Genomic DNA, 16,626 nt, shown 5'->3' with positions numbered 1-16,626 from the left:
TCCGAGCGTAGAGCGTCGCGCGCTCCGCGTCAGTGAGCGGCCTCGTCCCAGTCGCCACCGCGGCCGATCTGCACCTCGAGCGGCACCGACAGGTCGGCAGCGTCGCCCATCCGCGTGCGGACGATCTGCTCCACGGCATCCCACTCCCCCGTCGCGACTTCGACCACGAGTTCGTCATGGATCTGCAGCAGCACGCGCGAACCGAGGGCCTGATCGAGCAGATCCTGGTGGATCTCGACCAGGGCGATCTTCATGATGTCAGCGGCGCTGCCCTGGATCGGGGCGTTCAGCGCGGCGCGCTCGGCGTTCTCGCGCAGGACGCGGTTCGGGCTCGTCAGGTCGGGGAACGGCCGTCGACGCCCGAAGATCGTCTCGGTGTACCCGTCGATCCGGGCCTGTTCGACGGACGAGCGCAGGTAGTCGCGCACCGCGCCGAAGCGGGCGAAGTACTCGAGCATGAGCTGCTTGGCCTCAGCCTGCTCGATGCGCAGCTGCTTCGACAGCCCGAACGCGCTCAGCCCGTAGACGAGTCCGTAGGACATCGCCTTCACCTTCGTGCGCATGGGCGCCGTCACCTCGGACGGCTCCACACCGAAGACGCGCGCTCCGACGAAGCGGTGCAGGTCCTCGCCGGAGTTGAACGCCTCGATGAGGCCGGGGTCGCCTGAGAGGTGCGCCATGATGCGCATCTCGATCTGCGAGTAGTCAGCGGTGAGAAGGGTCTCGTACCCTTCGCCGACCTCGAACGCGGCGCGGATCCGACGTGACTCCTCGTTGCGGATGGGGATGTTCTGCAGGTTCGGGTCGGTGCTGGAGAGGCGCCCCGTCTGGCTTCCGGTCTGGACGTACGTGGTGTGGATGCGACCGTCGTCGGCGATGCCGACCGTGAGGGACTCGATGATCTGTCGCAGCTTGGTCGCCTCACGATGCTGCAGCAGGAGTCCGAGGAACGGATGCGGGTTCGTGTCCTGCAGGTCGGCGAGGACGGCGGCATCCGTCGAGTAGCCCGTCTTGGTCTTGCGCGTCTTCGGCAGCTCCAGCTGGTCGAACAGGACCTCCTGCAACTGCTTCGGCGAACCGAGGTTCACCTCGCGCCCGATGATCGCGTACGCGTCCTGCGCGATCGCGTCGGCGCGTGCCGCGAGCTCGCCCGAGAAGCCCGACAGCTTCTCGCGCGAGACCGAGACGCCCGCGAGCTCCATGTCGGCGAGGGCGTCGAGAGTGGGCAGCTCGATGTCGGCGAGCACGGCGGAGACGGATGCCGGCAGCTCGGACCGCTCGGCGGCGGCGACGCGCAGGGAGAACCATGCCAGCTGCCCGGGGGTCGCTCCCTCGGTCTCGGGCACCAGCTGCGACGGATCCGCCTCGGGAAGCTTCTCGTCGAGGTAGCGGTCGACGAGGTCGGCGAGATTCTTGTCGGGCAGGCTCGGGCGCAGCAGCCACCCGGCGAGCAGCACATCGAAGGAGAGCCCGCCCAGACGCACGCCGGCGCGACGCAACGCCTTCACCTGCGGCTTCGCGTCCGTCATCACCTTGGGCGCGTCCCCCTCGAGCCACGACGCGAGCGCGACGCGCGCCGCATCGTCCCACGCGGTCTCGCGGACGGCGTCCGACGTCGCCACCCCGATCCGGGTCGGCAGCCCACCGGCGACGGTCACGGTGAGGGCGAGTTCCTCGGTCTGCTCCGCCAGCCACGCGGCGAGGGTCGCGGCATCCGTCTCCTGCGGTTCGGGAGCAGCGACCTCGGGCGCCGGCGGCTCGGCATCCGCCCCGAAGGCGTCGAAGACACGAGGGAGAAGGGTGCGGAACTCGAGGCGGGCGAAGATGTCGCGGACCGCCTGCGTGTTCATCGGCTGGGCGGCCAGATCCTCCGGGGTGAGTTCGAGCTCGACGTCGCGCAGGAGGGCGTTCAGCTGCCGGTTGCGTCGGACGTCGTCGAGGTGCTCGCGGAGGTTGCCGCCGACGACTCCCTTGATCTCGTCCGCGCGGTCCAGCAGGGCGTCGAGCGAGCCGAACTGGGTGAGCCATTTCACGGCGGTCTTCTCGCCGACCTTCGGCACACCCGGCAGGTTGTCGCTGGTCTCTCCGACGAGGGCCGCGATGTCGGGATAGTTCTCCGGCGGGAGACCGTACTTCTCGACGACCGCGTCGGGGGTGTAGCGCTTCAGCTGCGACACACCCTGGACGCTCGGGTAGAGGAGGGTGACGTCGTCGGTGACGAGCTGGATGGTGTCGCGGTCGCCCGAGCACACGAGCACCTGGAAGCCACTCGCCACACCCTGCGTGGCGAGGGTGGCGAGGATGTCGTCGGCTTCGACGTCCTCCTTCGTCAGCACAGGGACACCCATGGCCGCGAGGCAGTCCTGGAGGAGCGGGATCTGCCCCTTGAACTCTGCCGGCGACTCGGACCGGTTCGCCTTGTACTCCTCGTAGACGCGGGTGCGGAACGACTGCCGCGACGTGTCGAAGGCCACCGCCAGGTGGGTCGGACGCTCGGCTTTGACCAGGTTCACGAACATCGACAGGAAGCCGTAGATGCCGTTGGTGTGCTGGCCGTCCTTGGTCGAGAAATTGTCGACCGGCAGCGCGAAGAACGCCCGGTAGGCCAGCGAGTGGCCGTCGACGACGAGCAGAGTAGGCTGTGCGGAGTCGCTCACCCAGCCAGCCTAGTTCGGGCGTGCGACATCGACTCCCCTGCAGCGGTGCCGGGTCGGCGCCACCCGAAGCCGAGGTTTGAGCCATGCCCGAGACTTTCCCCGCCGACGCCCTGGACTGGGCTGCCGAACGCGGACTGGGCGCCCTCGCCGAGAAGATGGGCATCGAGCTCGTGGAGTTCACCCTGGAGAGGGCAGTCGCACGGATGCCGGTGGCCGGCAACACCCAACCCGTGGGACTCCTCCACGGCGGTGCCTACGTCGTCCTCGGTGAGTCACTGGGCTCGATGCACGCCAACCTCCACGCGGGACACGGGCGCCTCGCCGTCGGCATCGACATCAACGCCACCCACACCCGTTCCGCGACCAAGGGCTGGGTGACCGGCGTCTGCACGCCGCTGCACCTCGGTCGCAGCCTGACGGTCCACGAGATCGTCGTCACCGACGATCAGGGCCGGCGGTGCTCGACGGTGCGCATCACGAACATGGTGCGCGACCGGGCCGCATCCTGACCGGCGGTCAGTCGGCCACGCGGTATTTGAAGCCGATGTGGGAATCGGCGAACCCCAGCCGGGTGTAGAACCGATGCGCGTCGGTGCGCGCGGCATCCGATGTCAACTGGACGAGGGAGGCACCGACCGCCGGCGCCACGATGTCCATCACCCAGCGCATCGCTGCCGCCCCGATGCCTGCGGAGCGCTCCGCCGCCGCGACGCGGACAGCCTCGACCATGAGGCGGGTGCTCCCCCGCCGCGCCATGCCCGGCACGACCGTGAGCTGCAGCGTGCCCACCACGCGCCCCTCGCGCTCCACGACGACGAGGTCGTTTCCCTCGGCGTCGAGGATGCGGCACAGCCCTCGCAGGTAAAGTGCACGGTCGTCGGGCGCACCGACATCGCCCCGGCCCGCGCTGACGGGGTCGTCGGAGAGCAGCGTCATGATCGCGTCGAGGTCATCCTCGGTCGCGCGGCGCAGACGGACCTCTCTTGCGCGACTGACGAGTCCCACCGGGAGATCGAGCTCGCCGATCACGGAGACCGCGTCAGGACTTCTTGGGTGCGAGCTGCTCGATGATCGCCTTGGCGACGTCCTGCATGGTCAGGCGGCGGTCCATGGAGGCCTTCTGGATCCAGCGGAAGGCCTCGGGCTCGGACAGGCCCATCTTCTCGTTGAGGAGGCCCTTGGCGCGGTCGACGAGCTTGCGGGTCTCGAAGCGCTCGACCATGTCGGCGACCTCGGCCTCGAGCGTGATGATCTGCTCGTAGCGTGCGAGGGCGATCTCGATCGCCGGCAGCAGGTCGTTCGGTGTGAACGGCTTGACGACGTAGGCAAGGGCGCCCGCCTCGCTCGCCCGCTCGACGAGCTCCTTCTGGCTGAAGGCGGTCAGGAGCACAACCGGGGCCACGTGGTTCTTGCTGAGCTTCTCGGCGGCGCTGATGCCGTCGAGGATCGGCATCTTCACGTCCATGATGACGAGATCGGGACGCAGCTCGGTGGCCAGCTGGACGGCGGTCTCACCGTCGCCCGCCTCACCGACGACATCGAAGCCGCTGTCACGCAGGATCTCGACGATGTCGAGGCGGATCAGCGACTCATCCTCCGCGACGACGACGCGTCGGGGAGCCGGAGCTGCCTGGGGGGCGGTGGAGGGTTCCTGCTCAGTCACCCGTCCATCCTAGGCCAGGGCGCACCCTCATCCTGCGGTATCGTCGTTGAGGCCCACGCCGGTGTGGCGGAATGGCAGACGCGACCGACTCAAACTCGGTTGCCCGAAAGGGCGTGTGGGTTCGACTCCCACCACCGGCACCACGACGAAACGGCGCCCCCGCGAGGGCGCCGTTTCGTCTGATGGTGGTCAGGTCGTGCGACGACGGCCGACGATGAGACCGTAGATCAGCAGGACGATGAGCGAGCCGCCGATGGCGAGCAGCCACGTCTGGATGCTGAAGAACTCCTCGAGCGGCGCGTTGAACAGCACGCTGCCGAGCCATCCGCCCAGCAGCGCGCCCACGACGCCCAGGATCAGCGTGACGAACCAGCCGCCACCCTGCTTGCCCGGAAGGATCAGCTTCGCGATGGCGCCGGCGATGAGACCCAGAATCAAGAACCCGAAGAAACCCATGATGACCTCCTGTTGCCGCGTGTCGGATACCCCGAGACGGTACGCCGGGCGACGCCTCGGGAGGCAGGACCTTCCCCTGCGCGACCGCGAGTGCTAAAGGGCGGGCACCCAGAGGATGCCCGCCCTTTCAGCGACGTGGATGGCGACTCAGCTCTCCGCCTTGTAGATCGGCGCCTTGCCGTGCACGGCGTCACCGATCTTGTGGATGCGGATGTCGTTGGTCGCCCCGATGATCCCCGGAGGGGACCCGGAGATGACCACGACCTTGTCCCCTTCCTCGAGGAGACCGCGCGAGAGGAAGTAGTCGTCGACCTGCAGGAACATGAGGTCGGTGTGCGCGACGTGCTCGACGAGCGCCGACTGCACGCCCCAGGTGATCGCCATGCGCCGGCGGATCGCGGGGTCGATCGTGAACGCGAGCATCGGGATGCCGGGGCGCAGCCGCGACATGCGGCGCGCGGTGTCGCCCGACTCCGTGAAGAGGCAGATGAACTTCGCCTCGACGAACTCGGCCACCTCGTTGGCAGCGAGGGTGATGATGCCACCCTGCGTGCGGGGCTTGGCCGTCAGCGGCGAGATGCGCTCGAGCCCGTGGGTCTCGGTGGCATCGATGATGCGCGCCATCGTCTCGACGACGCCGACCGGGTGCTTGCCGACGCTCGTCTCACCCGAGAGCATGACGGCGTCCGCACCGTCGAGGACGGCGTTGGCGACGTCACTGGTCTCGGCGCGGGTCGGGACGGGGTTCTCGATCATGGTCTCGAGCATCTGCGTCGCGACGATGACGGGCTTGGCCATGCGACGGCAGAGCTCCACCGCGCGCTTCTGCACGATGGGCACCGCCTCGAGCGGCAGTTCGACGCCGAGGTCGCCGCGGGCGACCATGATGCCGTCGAAGGCGTCGATGATCTCCTCCAGTGCGTCGACCGCCTGGGGCTTCTCGATCTTGGCGATGACGGGGACCTTCCGGCCTTCCTCCGCCATGATCTCGTGCACCCGTGTGACGTCGGCGGCGTTGCGCACGAACGAAAGCGCGATGATGTCGGCACCGGCCTGGAGACCCCATCGGAGGTCCGCCTCGTCCTTCTCGGAGAGGGCGGGGACGTTGACGGCGACACCCGGCAGGTTGATGCCCTTGTTGTTGGACACGTAGCCGGCGACGATCACCTCGGTCGTGACGACGGGACCGTCGACACCGGTCACCTGGACGCGGACCTTGCCGTCGTCGATCAGCAGGAAGTCACCCTCGCGCACGTCCTCCGGCAGGCCCTTGAAGGTCGTCGAGACGATCTCCTTCGTCCCCGGGATGTCCTCGGTGGTGATCTTGAAGACGTCGCCCACGGCGAGGAAGTGGGGACCCTCGGCGAAGCGGCCGAGCCGGATCTTCGGGCCCTGCAGGTCGACGAGGACGGCGACGGCGCGGCCGGCGTCGTCGGATGCCTTCCGGACGTTGGCCAGTCGGGCGTCGTGATCGGCGTAATCGCCGTGGCTGAGGTTGAAGCGGGTCACGTCCACACCGGCGTCGATGATGGCACGGACCATCTCATAGCTCTCGGTGGCGGGACCCAGCGTGGCGACGATCTTCGCGCGTCTCACAGAAATAGCTCCGTCGGGTAGTGAATCGGGATCTGGGATCGGTTCCAGCCTAGGCGTGCTGAAGGCCGATCGCGACGTCGGTCGGACGGACCGGCGCCGGCAGGCTGGTCGAGCCCATGAGGTATTCGTCGACCGCCGACGCGGCGGCGCGTCCCTCCGCGATCGCCCAGACGATGAGGGACTGGCCGCGGCCGGCATCCCCCGCGACGAACACGCCGGGGGCGGTCGACTGCCAGTCATCGGCCCGCTCGACGTTGCCGCGAGAATCGAACACGGCACCGAGCTGCTGCTCGAGGGCCGTACGCTCGGGGCCGGTGAAGCCCATGGCGATGAGCACCAGGTCGGCGGGGATCTCGCGCTCGGTGCCGCTCTTGGGGACGCGCCGGCCGTCGACGAACTCGGTCTCCGCGACACGCAGAGCCCGGACCTCACCCGCCTCGTTCCCGAGGAACTCGACCGTGGACGCGAGGTACGCGCGCTCGCCCCCCTCTTCGTGCGCAGAGGCGACCTCGAACACCGTCGGCATCATGGGCCAGGGCTGGTGGTCGGGGCGCGCCTCGGGCGGCTGCTTGCCAATGGCGAGGTTCGTGACGCTCAGAGCGCCCTGCCGGTGGGCGGTGCCGATGCAGTCGGCGCCGGTGTCGCCACCGCCGATCACGATGACGTGCTTGCCCTCGGCGTGGATCTGGTGCGGCACCTGGTCCCCCGCGACCGCCTTGTTCGACTCGACGAGGTATTCCATCGCGAAGTGCACGCCGTCCAGGTCACGACCGGGGATGGCGAGGTCGCGCGGCACGGTGGCGCCGGTGGCGACGACGACCGCGTCGTAACGGGCGCGCAGATCCGCCCACGACAGGTCCTTGCCGATCTCGACGCCGGCGCGGAAGCGGGTGCCTTCGTCCCGCATCTGGCGCAGGCGCGTCTCGAGGTGACGCTTCTCCATCTTGAAGTCCGGGATGCCGTAGCGCAGCAGGCCGCCGATGCGGTCGTCCCGCTCGTACACGGCCACGGTGTGACCGGCACGTGTCAGCTGCTGTGCGGCGGCGAGACCGGCGGGTCCCGATCCGACGACGGCCACCGTCTTGCCGGTGAGGCGCCCGGGGGGCTCCGCCTCGACCCACCCGTTGGCGAACGCCTCATCGATCGTCGAGACCTCGATCTGCTTGATCGTGACGGGAGGCTGATTGATGCCGAGGACGCAGGAGCTCTCGCACGGCGCAGGGCACAGCCGCCCGGTGAACTCCGGGAAGTTGTTCGTGGCGTGCAGACGCTCGATGGCCGCTCGGCCCTCGCCGCGCCACGTGAGGTCGTTCCACTCCGGGATGAGGTTGCCGAGAGGGCAGCCCTGGTGGCAGAACGGTACGCCGCAGTCCATGCAGCGGCCGGCCTGACGGCGGAGCACGGCCTGGTCGCCCTGCTCGTACACCTCCTTCCAGTCCATGATGCGGACGGGAACGGGCCGGCGCGGCGGCAGCTCGCGCTCGGTGACTTTGAGGAAGCCCTTGGGATCAGCCACCGGTCACCTCCAGGATGCGGGTCCAGACGACGTCGCTGTCGGGGTCGAGCCCTTCGGCGGCCGCCTCCTGGCGGGTTTTCAGGACGGCCGCGTAGTCCCGCGGCAGGACGCGCGTGAAGTTCGCGATCTCGGTGTCGAGGTTCGCCAGCAGACGCTCGGCGAGGTCCGAGCCGGTCTCCTCGACGTGCCGGGTCAACAGGTCGCGGAGGATCTCGACGTCGCCCGCGCCGAGCTCCAGGAGCTCGAGCTCACCGGTGGCGAGGGCCTCGCGGTTGATGAGCGCGCGGTCGAGGCGGTGGATGTAGGCGGAACCACCCGACATCCCCGCACCGAGGTTCCGCCCCGTGGGCCCGAGGATGACGGCGAGCCCGCCGGTCATGTACTCGAGTGCGTGGTCGCCGACACCCTCGACGACCGCGGTCGCGCCGGAGTTGCGGACCAGGAACCGCTCACCGACGACTCCGCGCAGGAACATCGATCCTCGCGTCGCGCCATAGCCGATGACGTTGCCGGCGATGACGTTCTTCGATGCGTCGAAGGCCGCGTCGCGCGGCGGTCGCACGACGATCTCGCCGCCCGAGAGACCCTTGCCGACGTAGTCGTTCGAGTCACCCTCCAGGCGCAGCGTGATGCCCGACGGCAGGAACGCGCCGAACGACTGCCCCGCGGAGCCGGTCAGATTGATCTCGATCGTCCCGGACGGCAGGCCGTTCTCGCCGTGCGCCTTGGTCACGTGGTGGCCGAGCATCGTGCCCACGGCGCGCTCGGTGTTGCGCACCGGCAGATCGATGACGAGGTGACCACCGTGCTCGATGACATCGCGCGCCCGGTCGAGCAGGGCGACGTCGAAATGCTCCTCCAGCTCATGGTCCTGTTCGTGCACCCGACGACGGGGAGCGTCGTCGGAGAACGCCGGGCCGCGGAGGATCGGCGAGAGGTCGAGCCCGTGCGCCTTCCAGTGGTCGACGGCGGGCTGGACATCGAGGACCTCGGTGTGTCCGACAGCCTCATCGATCGAGCGGAACCCGAGCTCCGCAAGGTACTCGCGCACCTCCTGGGCGATGAACTCCATGAAGTTCACGACGTGCTCCGCCTTGCCCGTGAACCGCTTGCGCAGCTCGGGGTTCTGGGTCGCGACGCCGACAGGGCAGGTGTCGAGGTGGCAGACGCGCATCATGATGCAGCCCTCCACGACGAGTGCGCTCGTCGCGAATCCGAACTCCTCCGCTCCCAGCAGAGCGGCGATCAGGACGTCGCGCCCGGTCTTCAGCTGACCATCGGCCTGCACGACCACACGGCCGCGCATGTCGTTGATCATGAGCGTCTGCTGCGTCTCGGCGAGGCCGAGCTCCCACGGCGTGCCCGCGTGCTTGAGCGAGTTGAGGGGGCTCGCACCCGTGCCGCCGTCGTGACCGGAGACGAGGATGACGTCGGCCAAGGCCTTCGCGGTACCCGCCGCCACCGCGCCGATGCCGGACTGGCTCACGAGCTTGACGTGCACGCGAGCCGACGGGTTCGCACGCTTGAGGTCGAAGATGAGCTGCTTCAGGTCTTCGATCGAGTAGATGTCGTGGTGCGGCGGCGGCGAGATGAGCCCGACACCTGGGGTGCCGCCGCGCGTGCGGGCGATCCAGGGGTAGACCTTGCCGGGCGGCAGCTGGCCGCCTTCGCCGGGCTTCGCGCCCTGGGCGAGCTTGATCTGGATGTCGTCCGCGTGCGTCAGGTACATGCTCGTGACGCCGAACCGACCAGAGGCGACCTGCTTGATCGCGCTGCGACGCTCGGGGTCGAGCAGGCGGTCGACGTCCTCGCCGCCCTCACCCGTGTTGGACTTCGCGCCCAGACGGTTCATCGCGATGGCGAGCGTCTCGTGCGCCTCCTTCGAGATCGAGCCGTAGCTCATCGCGCCGGTGGAGAAGCGCTTCACGATCGAGGACACCGGCTCGACCTCGTCGATCGGGACGGCCGGCCGGACGCCGGTCTTCAGCCGGAAGAGACCGCGCAGCGTCTTCAGCTCGGCCGCCTGCTCGTCGATCAGATGCGTGTACTCGCGGAAGATGTCGTACCGGCGGGTCCGCGTCGCGTGCTGCAGACGGAACACCGTGTCGGGGTTGAAGAGGTGCGGCGACCCGTCACGGCGCCACTGGTACTCGCCCCCGGTCCAGAGGCGCTCGTGCGCACGGACAGCCTGATCGGCGGGATAGGCGAACTCGTGCCGGGCGAGGTTCTCACGCGAGATCTCCTCGATCCCGATGCCGCCGAGTTTGGTCTCGGTCCCGGTGAAGTAGGTGTCGACGAACTCCTGCGACAGACCGACCGCCTCGAACACCTGCGCGCCCGCGTACGAGGAGACCGTCGAGATGCCCATCTTGGACATGATCTTGAGCACGCCCTTTCCGAGCGCGTAGATCAGGTTCCGGACGGCCTTCTCGGGCTCGACACCGGTGATGTATCCGGCGCGGACGAGGTACTCGACCGTCTCCATCGCGAGGTACGGGTTCACTGCGGACGCGCCGTAACCGATCAGCGTGGCGACATGGTGGACCTCGCGCACATCACCGGCCTCGACCACGAGACCGACCTTCATCCGGTTCTCGTTGCGGATGAGGTGGTGGTGCACCGAGGAGAGCGTCAGGAGGGACGGGATCGGCACGAGGTCCGACGTCGAGTCGCGGTCGCTGAGGATGATGAACTCGACGCCGTCGGCGATCGCGGCATCCACTTCGGCGTTGATCTCGTCCAGACGAGCGCGGAGCGAGTCGGCGTCGTCGTCGGCGCGGTAGAGCCCGCGGATCGTGATGGACCGGCGGCCGGGCAGCGCGCGGTCGATGTTCTGCAGCTTCGCGAGCTCGTCGTTGTCGATCACCGGGAAGTCGAGCGTGATGACGCGCGTGTGATCGGGACCCGACGCCAGCAGGTTGCGCTCGGGACCGAGTCCGAGCCCGAGCGAGGTGACGACCTCTTCGCGGATCGAGTCGAGCGGAGGGTTCGTCACCTGCGCGAACTGCTGCACGAAGTAGTCGAAGAGCAGACGGGGGCGTTCGCTGAGCACCGCGATGGGAGTGTCCGATCCCATGGCGCCGAGGGGTTCGGCGCCCGTCTGCCCCATCGGGGTCAGAAGGATGCGAACCTCCTCCTCGGTGTACCCGAAGGTGCGCTGACGCCGGGTGATCGAGGCGATCGGGTGCACGATGTGTTCGCGCTCGGGCAGGTCCTTCAGGCGGACTCGGCCCTCGTCGAGCCACTCCTGCCACGGGTGAAGGGCGGCGAGGTCGCGCTTGATCTCCTCGTCCTCCACGATGCGCCCCTGGGCGGTGTCGACGACGAACATGCGTCCGGGCTGCAGACGACCGCGACGCTTGATGCGCTCGGGCGCGAAGTCCAGGACGCCGGTCTCACTGCCGATGACGACGAGCCCGTCCGTCGTCTCGGTCCAGCGGCCGGGGCGCAGGCCGTTGCGGTCGAGGGTGGCGCCGACGAGGGAGCCGTCCGTGAAGATGAGGGCTGCGGGCCCGTCCCACTGCTCCATCTGCATCGAGTGGTACTCGTAGAAGGCGCGCAGGTCGTCGGGGATGTCGGCCTGCTTCTCGTAGGCCTCGGGGACCATCATCATGATGGCGTGCGGCAGGCTGCGACCGGTGAGGGTCAGCAGCTCGAGGACCTCGTCGAACGACGCCGAGTCGCTCTGACCCGGGCTGCAGATCGGCAGCAGAGGACGGATGTCGCCGAGCAGCTCCGATTCGAGCTGCGACTGACGCGCCCGCATCCAGTTGCGGTTGCCGTTGACGGTGTTGATCTCGCCGTTGTGCGCCAGCATCCGCAGCGGCTGCGCGAGGGGCCACGACGGGAAGGTGTTCGTCGAATACCGCGAGTGCACGACGGCGAGCTCGGTGGCGAAACGCTCGTCCTGCAGGTCGGGGTAGAACGGCTCGAGCTGCAGGGTCGTGACCATGCCCTTGTAGCCGAGGGTGCGGCTCGAGAGCGAGACGAAGTAGGCGTCGAGTTCGTGCTGGGCCCGCTTGCGCAGCCGGTAGGTCCGGCGGTCGAGCGCGATACCCGACAGCGCCGGCGCGTCGCCCACCGCGGGGCGCGAGACGAACAGCTGCTCGAACGCGGGGCGTGCATCGAAGGCGAGCTTGCCGAGGTTCTCATCCGCGGTCGGCACCGCACGCCAGCCGAGCACCGTCAGGCCCTCGGTCGCGGCGATCTCCTCGATGGCGGTCTTCTGCGCGAGGCGCTCGTCGTGATCGGTCGGCAGGAAGGCCAGACCCACCGCGTACTCCCCCACCGGGGGCAGGTCGAACTCGACGACGGCCCGCAGGAACGCGTCGGGCATCTGCGTCAGGATCCCCGCACCGTCGCCGGTGCCGGCATCCGACCCGATGGCGCCGCGATGCTCGAGATTGCGCAGGGCGGTCAGGGCGAGGTCCACGATGTCGTGGCCCGCCGTGCCCCGCAGGGTCGCGACCATCGCCAGTCCACAGGCGTCCTTCTCGAACGCCGGGTTGTACATCCCCTGCTTCGCAGGGAACGAACCACCGGTGATGGTCCCGGCCGGCCGGGTCGTGGTGTCTTCGTGACGGGAGCTCGAGGGCATGCCTACCGTCCTCACATGGGTGCTCAACCTGGGACGACGTCGGCCCTGCGGTGCTATCGGGTGGTGACTGAGCTTGTGGCCGAGTCGGAGGATTCTTCGGACGCGGGGGGTGCGCTCACGTCGACGAAGTCATCGGTTCCCTGTGAGTGTACCGCGCCCGGGGGCGTCCATTCGCGTCCCGGCTGATACGGCGACGGCTCGAAGCCCGGGTGCCGGCGCTTCTGCACGATCATGATGACCAGACCCACGACGACACCCAGGATCGACGCCCACACGTTCGTGCGGAGGCCGAGGAAGACCTCGCTCGGGTCGATGCGGATGGACTCCCAGACGATGCGGCCGGCGGAGTACCAGATCAGGTAGAGGCCGAACAGTCGACCCCACTGCAGCCGGAACCGGCGACCGGCGGCAGCGATGATGATGACACCCATGACGTTCCAGATGACCTCGTAGAGGAAGGTCGGGTGGAAGAGCGTGCCTTCGGGCAGACCGGCGGGCCACGCGGGGTTCGGGTAGCTGATCTCGAGGCCCCACGGCAGATCGGTCGGCAGACCGTAGAGCTCCTGGTTGAACCAGTTGCCGAAGCGGCCGAACGCCTGCGCCAGCAGGAGGGCCGGAGCCAGCGCGTCCGCGAAGGTCCAGAAGCGGATGCCGCTCCACTTGCAGCCCAGCCACGCGCCGACCGCGCCGCCGATCAGGGCGCCGAAGATGGCGATGCCGCCCTCCCAGATGCGGAAGATCGCCCAGAGGTCCTTGTCCTCCCCGAAGTAGAAGCCGGGGTGCGTGACGACGTGGAAGATGCGTGCGCCGATGATCGCGAGCGGGACCGCGAGCAGGGCGATGTCGATGACGACCCACGGCTCCGCGCCGCGCTTGGTGAGGCGGCGGTTGGTCCAGAACGTGGCCACGACGATGCCCGCGAGGATGCACAGGGCGTAGAAGTGGATCGTCAGCGGGCCGAGCTGGAACGAACTGATCGGCGGGCTGGGGATGCTCGCGACGACGGAGAGGGCTGCAGAAGTCACGACGGCGAGTCTACGCGGTGACCGGCTGGGGTCCCGCGCCGCGGGACAGCTCCCGCGTCGTGGCGGCCAGGCCGTCCACCCCGCCGTCGCGGAGCGCGCGCACCAGGGCCGTGCCCACGATCGCGCCGTCGGCGTAGTCGAGGACACCGTCGACCTGATCGGCGGTCGAGATGCCGATGCCCACGCAGGCGTTCTCCACCCCGTGCGCACGGAGACGCTCGACGAGGGCGCGCGCCGCGGCATCCAGTTCGGCCCGCTCCCCCGTGATGCCCATCGTCGAGACGGTGTACACGAACCCGGTGGAGTGCTCGGCGATCATCTTGATGCGGTCGTCCGTGGACGACGGGGCGGCGAGGAAGATGCGGTCGAGCCCGGTCCGCTCGGAGGCGGCGATCCAGTCAGCCGCCGCGTCGGGCGTGATGTCGGGGGTGATGAGCCCCGCGCCGCCGGCGGCCGCGAGGTCGTCGGCGAAACGGTCGACGCCGTACTGGAACACGGGGTTCCAATACGTCATGACGACGATCGGCACGTCGACGCGCTCGGCGATCGCACGGACCGCGGTGAAGGTGTCGCGGAAGCGGAACCCCGCGGCCAGCGCAGCCTGCGTCGCCTCCTGGATGACGACCCCGTCCATCACCGGGTCGGAGTAGGGCGGACCCAGCTCGAGGATGTCGGCGCCGTTCTCCGCGAGGGCGACGGCGGCGTCGATGCTGGTCTGCAGATCCGGGTAGCCGATGGGCAGGTAGCCCACGAACGCTCCGCGACCGGACTCCTTGGCCGCGGCGATCGCGGCCGCGACGCGCGAGGTCACAGCTCCACTCCCTCACCGCTGCCGTGCTCAGGATCGGCCGGGACCTCGACCGGCTCCTTGTCGGCGTCGTAGAGCTCGAACCAGCGCGCAGCGGTGTCCATGTCCTTGTCGCCCCGTCCGGAGAGGTTGACGGCCAGGACCGCGTCCGGACCGAGCTCGCGACCGATGCGTAGCGCACCCGCCAGGGCGTGGGCGGATTCGATCGCAGGGATGATCCCCTCGGTGCGGCTGAGCAGACGCAGGGCTTCCATCGCCTCGGTGTCGGTCGCGGGGATGTACTGCGCGCGGCCGATGCTCGCGAGCCACGCGTGCTCCGGGCCGACGCCCGGGTAGTCGAGCCCGGCCGAGATCGAGTGCGACTCGGTCGTCTGCCCGTCCTCGTCCTGCAGCACGAACGTCTTCGCCCCGTGGAGGATGCCGGGACGGCCGCGCTCGATGGATGCCGCGTGCTTGGGCGTGTCGACGCCGTCGCCGGCCGCCTCGACGCCGTACAGAGCGACGCCCTCATCGTCGAGGAACGCATCGAACATGCCGATCGCGTTCGACCCGCCGCCGACGCACGCGATGACCGCGTCAGGGAGGCGCCCGGTCTCGTCGAGGAGCTGCTGACGCGCCTCCTCACTGATGACCTTCTGGAAGTCGCGCACCATCGCCGGGAACGGGTGCGGGCCGGCCGCGGTGCCGAAGATGTAGTTCGTCGTGTCGACGGAGGCGACCCAGTCGCGGTACGCCTCGTTGATCGCGTCCTTCAGCGTGCGCGACCCGGTCGTGACCGGCACGACCTCGGCACCGAGGAGCCGCATCCGCGCCACGTTGAGAGCCTGTCGCTCCGTGTCGACCTCACCCATGTAGATCGTGCACTCGAACCCGAAGAGCGCGGCCGCCGTCGCGGTGGCGACGCCGTGCTGACCCGCGCCGGTCTCGGCGATGACCCGGTTCTTGCCGAGCTTCTTCGTGATGAGCGCCTGGCCGAGCACATTGTTGATCTTGTGGGACCCGGTGTGGTTGAGGTCCTCACGCTTGAGGAAGACGCGCGCACCACCGGCGTGCTCGGCGAACCGCGGCACCTCGGTGAGCGCGGACGGACGCCCCGCATAGACGTTGAGCAGCCGTGCGAACTCGGCGGCGAAGGCGGGGTCGGTCTTGGCGTCCTCGTAGACCGCTGTCAGCTCGTCGATCGCGGCGATGAGCGACTCGGGCATGTACCGCCCGCCGAACTCGCCGAAGAAGGGACCGTTGGCTTCGCGAAGACTCATGAGCCTGCTTCCAGGAACGCGGCGAGGGTCGACACGGGGTCGCTCGTGACGAGGGCCTCGCCGATCAGGACGACGTCGGCGCCGGCGCCGCGGTAGTGCGCGACGTCGGCGGGTGAGAGCACGGCCGACTCGGCGATCTTGATGACGCCGTCCGGGAGCTCGGGAGCGAGCCGGCCGAAGAGGTCCCGGTCGAGCTCGAACGTGGAGAGGTTGCGTGCGTTCACGCCCACCAGGCGTGCGCCGATGTCGTTCGCACGAGCGACCTCCTCGGCGGAGTGCGTCTCGACGAGCGGCGTCATGCCGAGCTCGACGACGAGGTCGTACAGCTCGGCGAGCACCCGTTGCTCGAGACCGGCGACGATGAGGAGGACGAGGTCGGCGCCCGCCGCCCGGGCCTCGAACACCTGGTACGGCGTCGCGATGAAGTCCTTGCGGAGCACCGGGAGGGTGACGGCCGCGCGGACCGCTTCCAGGTCGGCGAGCGAGCCCTTGAACTTGCGCTGCTCGGTCAGCACCGAGATCGCGGACGCTCCGCCGTCCTCGTATCGGCGCGCCTGGAGCGCGGGGTCGGGGATGTCGGCGAGGTCGCCACGCGACGGGCTCGCACGCTTGACCTCCGCGATGATCTTGACGCGGTCGGCGGGGGCGAGGGCGGCCAACGCATCCATGGCCGCGGGCTGCGCGAGGGCGAGCTTCTCGACCACGGCCAGGGGGCGGACGGACTCCCGCTCCCGTGCATCCTCCACCGCGCCGGCCGTCAGGTCGGCGAGCACGTCAGTGCTGCTTCGAGACGGTCTTGGATCCGCCGACGCCGTAGCCCGCCTTGGTCATGATGTAGCCGACGACGAGGCCGATGACCAGCAGGACGACCGAGAGCCAGACCATGAGCGGCATCTCGAGGAAGAAGAAGACGGTGCCGATCGTCAGCGCGATGAGCATGATGACGACCGTCGTCCATGCCGCCGGGGAGTGTCCGTGGCCGGGGTCCTCGATGCCGCTCATTGTTCTCCTTCGCATGCAGGTTCGGGGGCGACCGGAGCCGCCTCACC

13 protein-coding genes and 1 tRNA gene are annotated in these 16,626 nt (G+C 69.0%); 2 read left to right on the top strand and 12 right to left on the bottom strand.

Translation table 11 applies throughout. The annotated features are described in order from the left end of the window. Positions 1 to 29: 29 nt before the first annotated feature. Positions 30 to 2,657 carry a DNA polymerase I gene (polA, locus tag M3190_RS09930; protein ID WP_251580835.1) on the bottom strand — a complete coding sequence of 876 codons (2,628 nt, stop codon included), beginning with the start codon at positions 2,655 to 2,657 and terminating at the stop codon, positions 30 to 32. An 83-nt stretch (positions 2,658 to 2,740) separates the two neighbouring features. Here polA and M3190_RS09925 point away from each other — a divergent pair, with 83 nt between their 5' ends. Further along, positions 2,741 to 3,166 (top strand): hotdog fold thioesterase, encoded by a 426-nt coding sequence (locus M3190_RS09925; RefSeq protein WP_251580833.1) that lies wholly within the window; start codon positions 2,741 to 2,743, stop codon positions 3,164 to 3,166. Between the two features lie 7 nt (positions 3,167 to 3,173). Here the strand turns inward: M3190_RS09925 and M3190_RS09920 are convergent, their stop codons facing one another. Both M3190_RS09920 and M3190_RS09915 read right to left on the bottom strand, forming a co-directional pair. Next, positions 3,174 to 3,686, bottom strand: coding sequence for a GNAT family N-acetyltransferase (locus M3190_RS09920; RefSeq protein ID WP_251580831.1), 513 nt, complete (start codon positions 3,684 to 3,686; stop codon positions 3,174 to 3,176). Between the two features lie 10 nt (positions 3,687 to 3,696). After that, entirely contained in the window at positions 3,697 to 4,320 is a 624-nt protein-coding gene (locus M3190_RS09915; RefSeq protein ID WP_064002042.1) for an ANTAR domain-containing response regulator, read from the bottom strand. Between the two features lie 57 nt (positions 4,321 to 4,377). On the opposite strand from M3190_RS09915, the gene M3190_RS09910 reads away from it, so the two are divergent. Beyond that, positions 4,378 to 4,463 (top strand) — tRNA-Leu (locus M3190_RS09910). 46 nt (positions 4,464 to 4,509) lie between these two features. On the opposite strand, the gene M3190_RS09905 is transcribed toward M3190_RS09910, so the two are convergent. The 9 genes from M3190_RS09905 to M3190_RS09865 all read right to left on the bottom strand — a co-directional run bounded on the left by M3190_RS09905 (position 4,510) and on the right by M3190_RS09865 (position 16,579). Then, positions 4,510 to 4,776 carry a GlsB/YeaQ/YmgE family stress response membrane protein gene (locus M3190_RS09905; protein ID WP_064002043.1) on the bottom strand — a complete coding sequence of 89 codons (267 nt, stop codon included), beginning with the start codon at positions 4,774 to 4,776 and terminating at the stop codon, positions 4,510 to 4,512. A 147-nt stretch (positions 4,777 to 4,923) separates the two neighbouring features. Beyond that, positions 4,924 to 6,372 (bottom strand): pyruvate kinase, encoded by a 1,449-nt coding sequence (pyk, locus tag M3190_RS09900; RefSeq protein ID WP_251580829.1) that lies wholly within the window; start codon positions 6,370 to 6,372, stop codon positions 4,924 to 4,926. Between the two features lie 49 nt (positions 6,373 to 6,421). Beyond that, a complete protein-coding gene (locus M3190_RS09895; protein ID WP_251580827.1) occupies positions 6,422 to 7,888 on the bottom strand; it encodes a glutamate synthase subunit beta in 1,467 nt (488 codons plus the stop codon). Then, on the bottom strand, positions 7,881 to 12,485 hold the full coding sequence (gene gltB / locus M3190_RS09890) for a glutamate synthase large subunit (protein WP_439958023.1): 4,605 nt from the start codon (positions 12,483 to 12,485) through the stop codon (positions 7,881 to 7,883). The genes M3190_RS09895 and gltB overlap by 8 nt, the downstream gene beginning before the upstream one ends. A gap of 53 nt (positions 12,486 to 12,538) precedes the next feature. After that, positions 12,539 to 13,510, bottom strand: a complete 972-nt coding sequence (gene lgt / locus M3190_RS09885; RefSeq protein WP_251580825.1) for a prolipoprotein diacylglyceryl transferase — start codon at positions 13,508 to 13,510, stop codon at positions 12,539 to 12,541. Between the two features lie 10 nt (positions 13,511 to 13,520). Then, positions 13,521 to 14,321, bottom strand: a complete 801-nt coding sequence (gene trpA / locus M3190_RS09880; protein ID WP_251580817.1) for a tryptophan synthase subunit alpha — start codon at positions 14,319 to 14,321, stop codon at positions 13,521 to 13,523. Continuing rightward, positions 14,318 to 15,577 (bottom strand): tryptophan synthase subunit beta, encoded by a 1,260-nt coding sequence (gene trpB, locus M3190_RS09875; RefSeq protein WP_251580815.1) that lies wholly within the window; start codon positions 15,575 to 15,577, stop codon positions 14,318 to 14,320. The genes trpA and trpB overlap by 4 nt, the downstream gene beginning before the upstream one ends. Next, positions 15,574 to 16,350 (bottom strand): indole-3-glycerol phosphate synthase TrpC, encoded by a 777-nt coding sequence (trpC, locus tag M3190_RS09870; RefSeq protein WP_251580813.1) that lies wholly within the window; start codon positions 16,348 to 16,350, stop codon positions 15,574 to 15,576. The genes trpB and trpC overlap by 4 nt, the downstream gene beginning before the upstream one ends. Before the next feature lies 1 nt (position 16,351). Further along, positions 16,352 to 16,579 (bottom strand): DUF6704 family protein, encoded by a 228-nt coding sequence (locus tag M3190_RS09865; protein ID WP_251580811.1) that lies wholly within the window; start codon positions 16,577 to 16,579, stop codon positions 16,352 to 16,354. Between the last annotated feature and the right edge of the window lie 47 nt (positions 16,580 to 16,626).

Source organism: Microbacterium oleivorans (assembly GCF_023715745.1).
Classification (GTDB): Bacteria; Actinomycetota; Actinomycetes; order Actinomycetales; family Microbacteriaceae; genus Microbacterium; species Microbacterium oleivorans_D.
The sequence above is the reverse complement of the archived record's forward strand: the minus strand, read 5'-3'. Positions and strand labels throughout refer to the sequence as shown.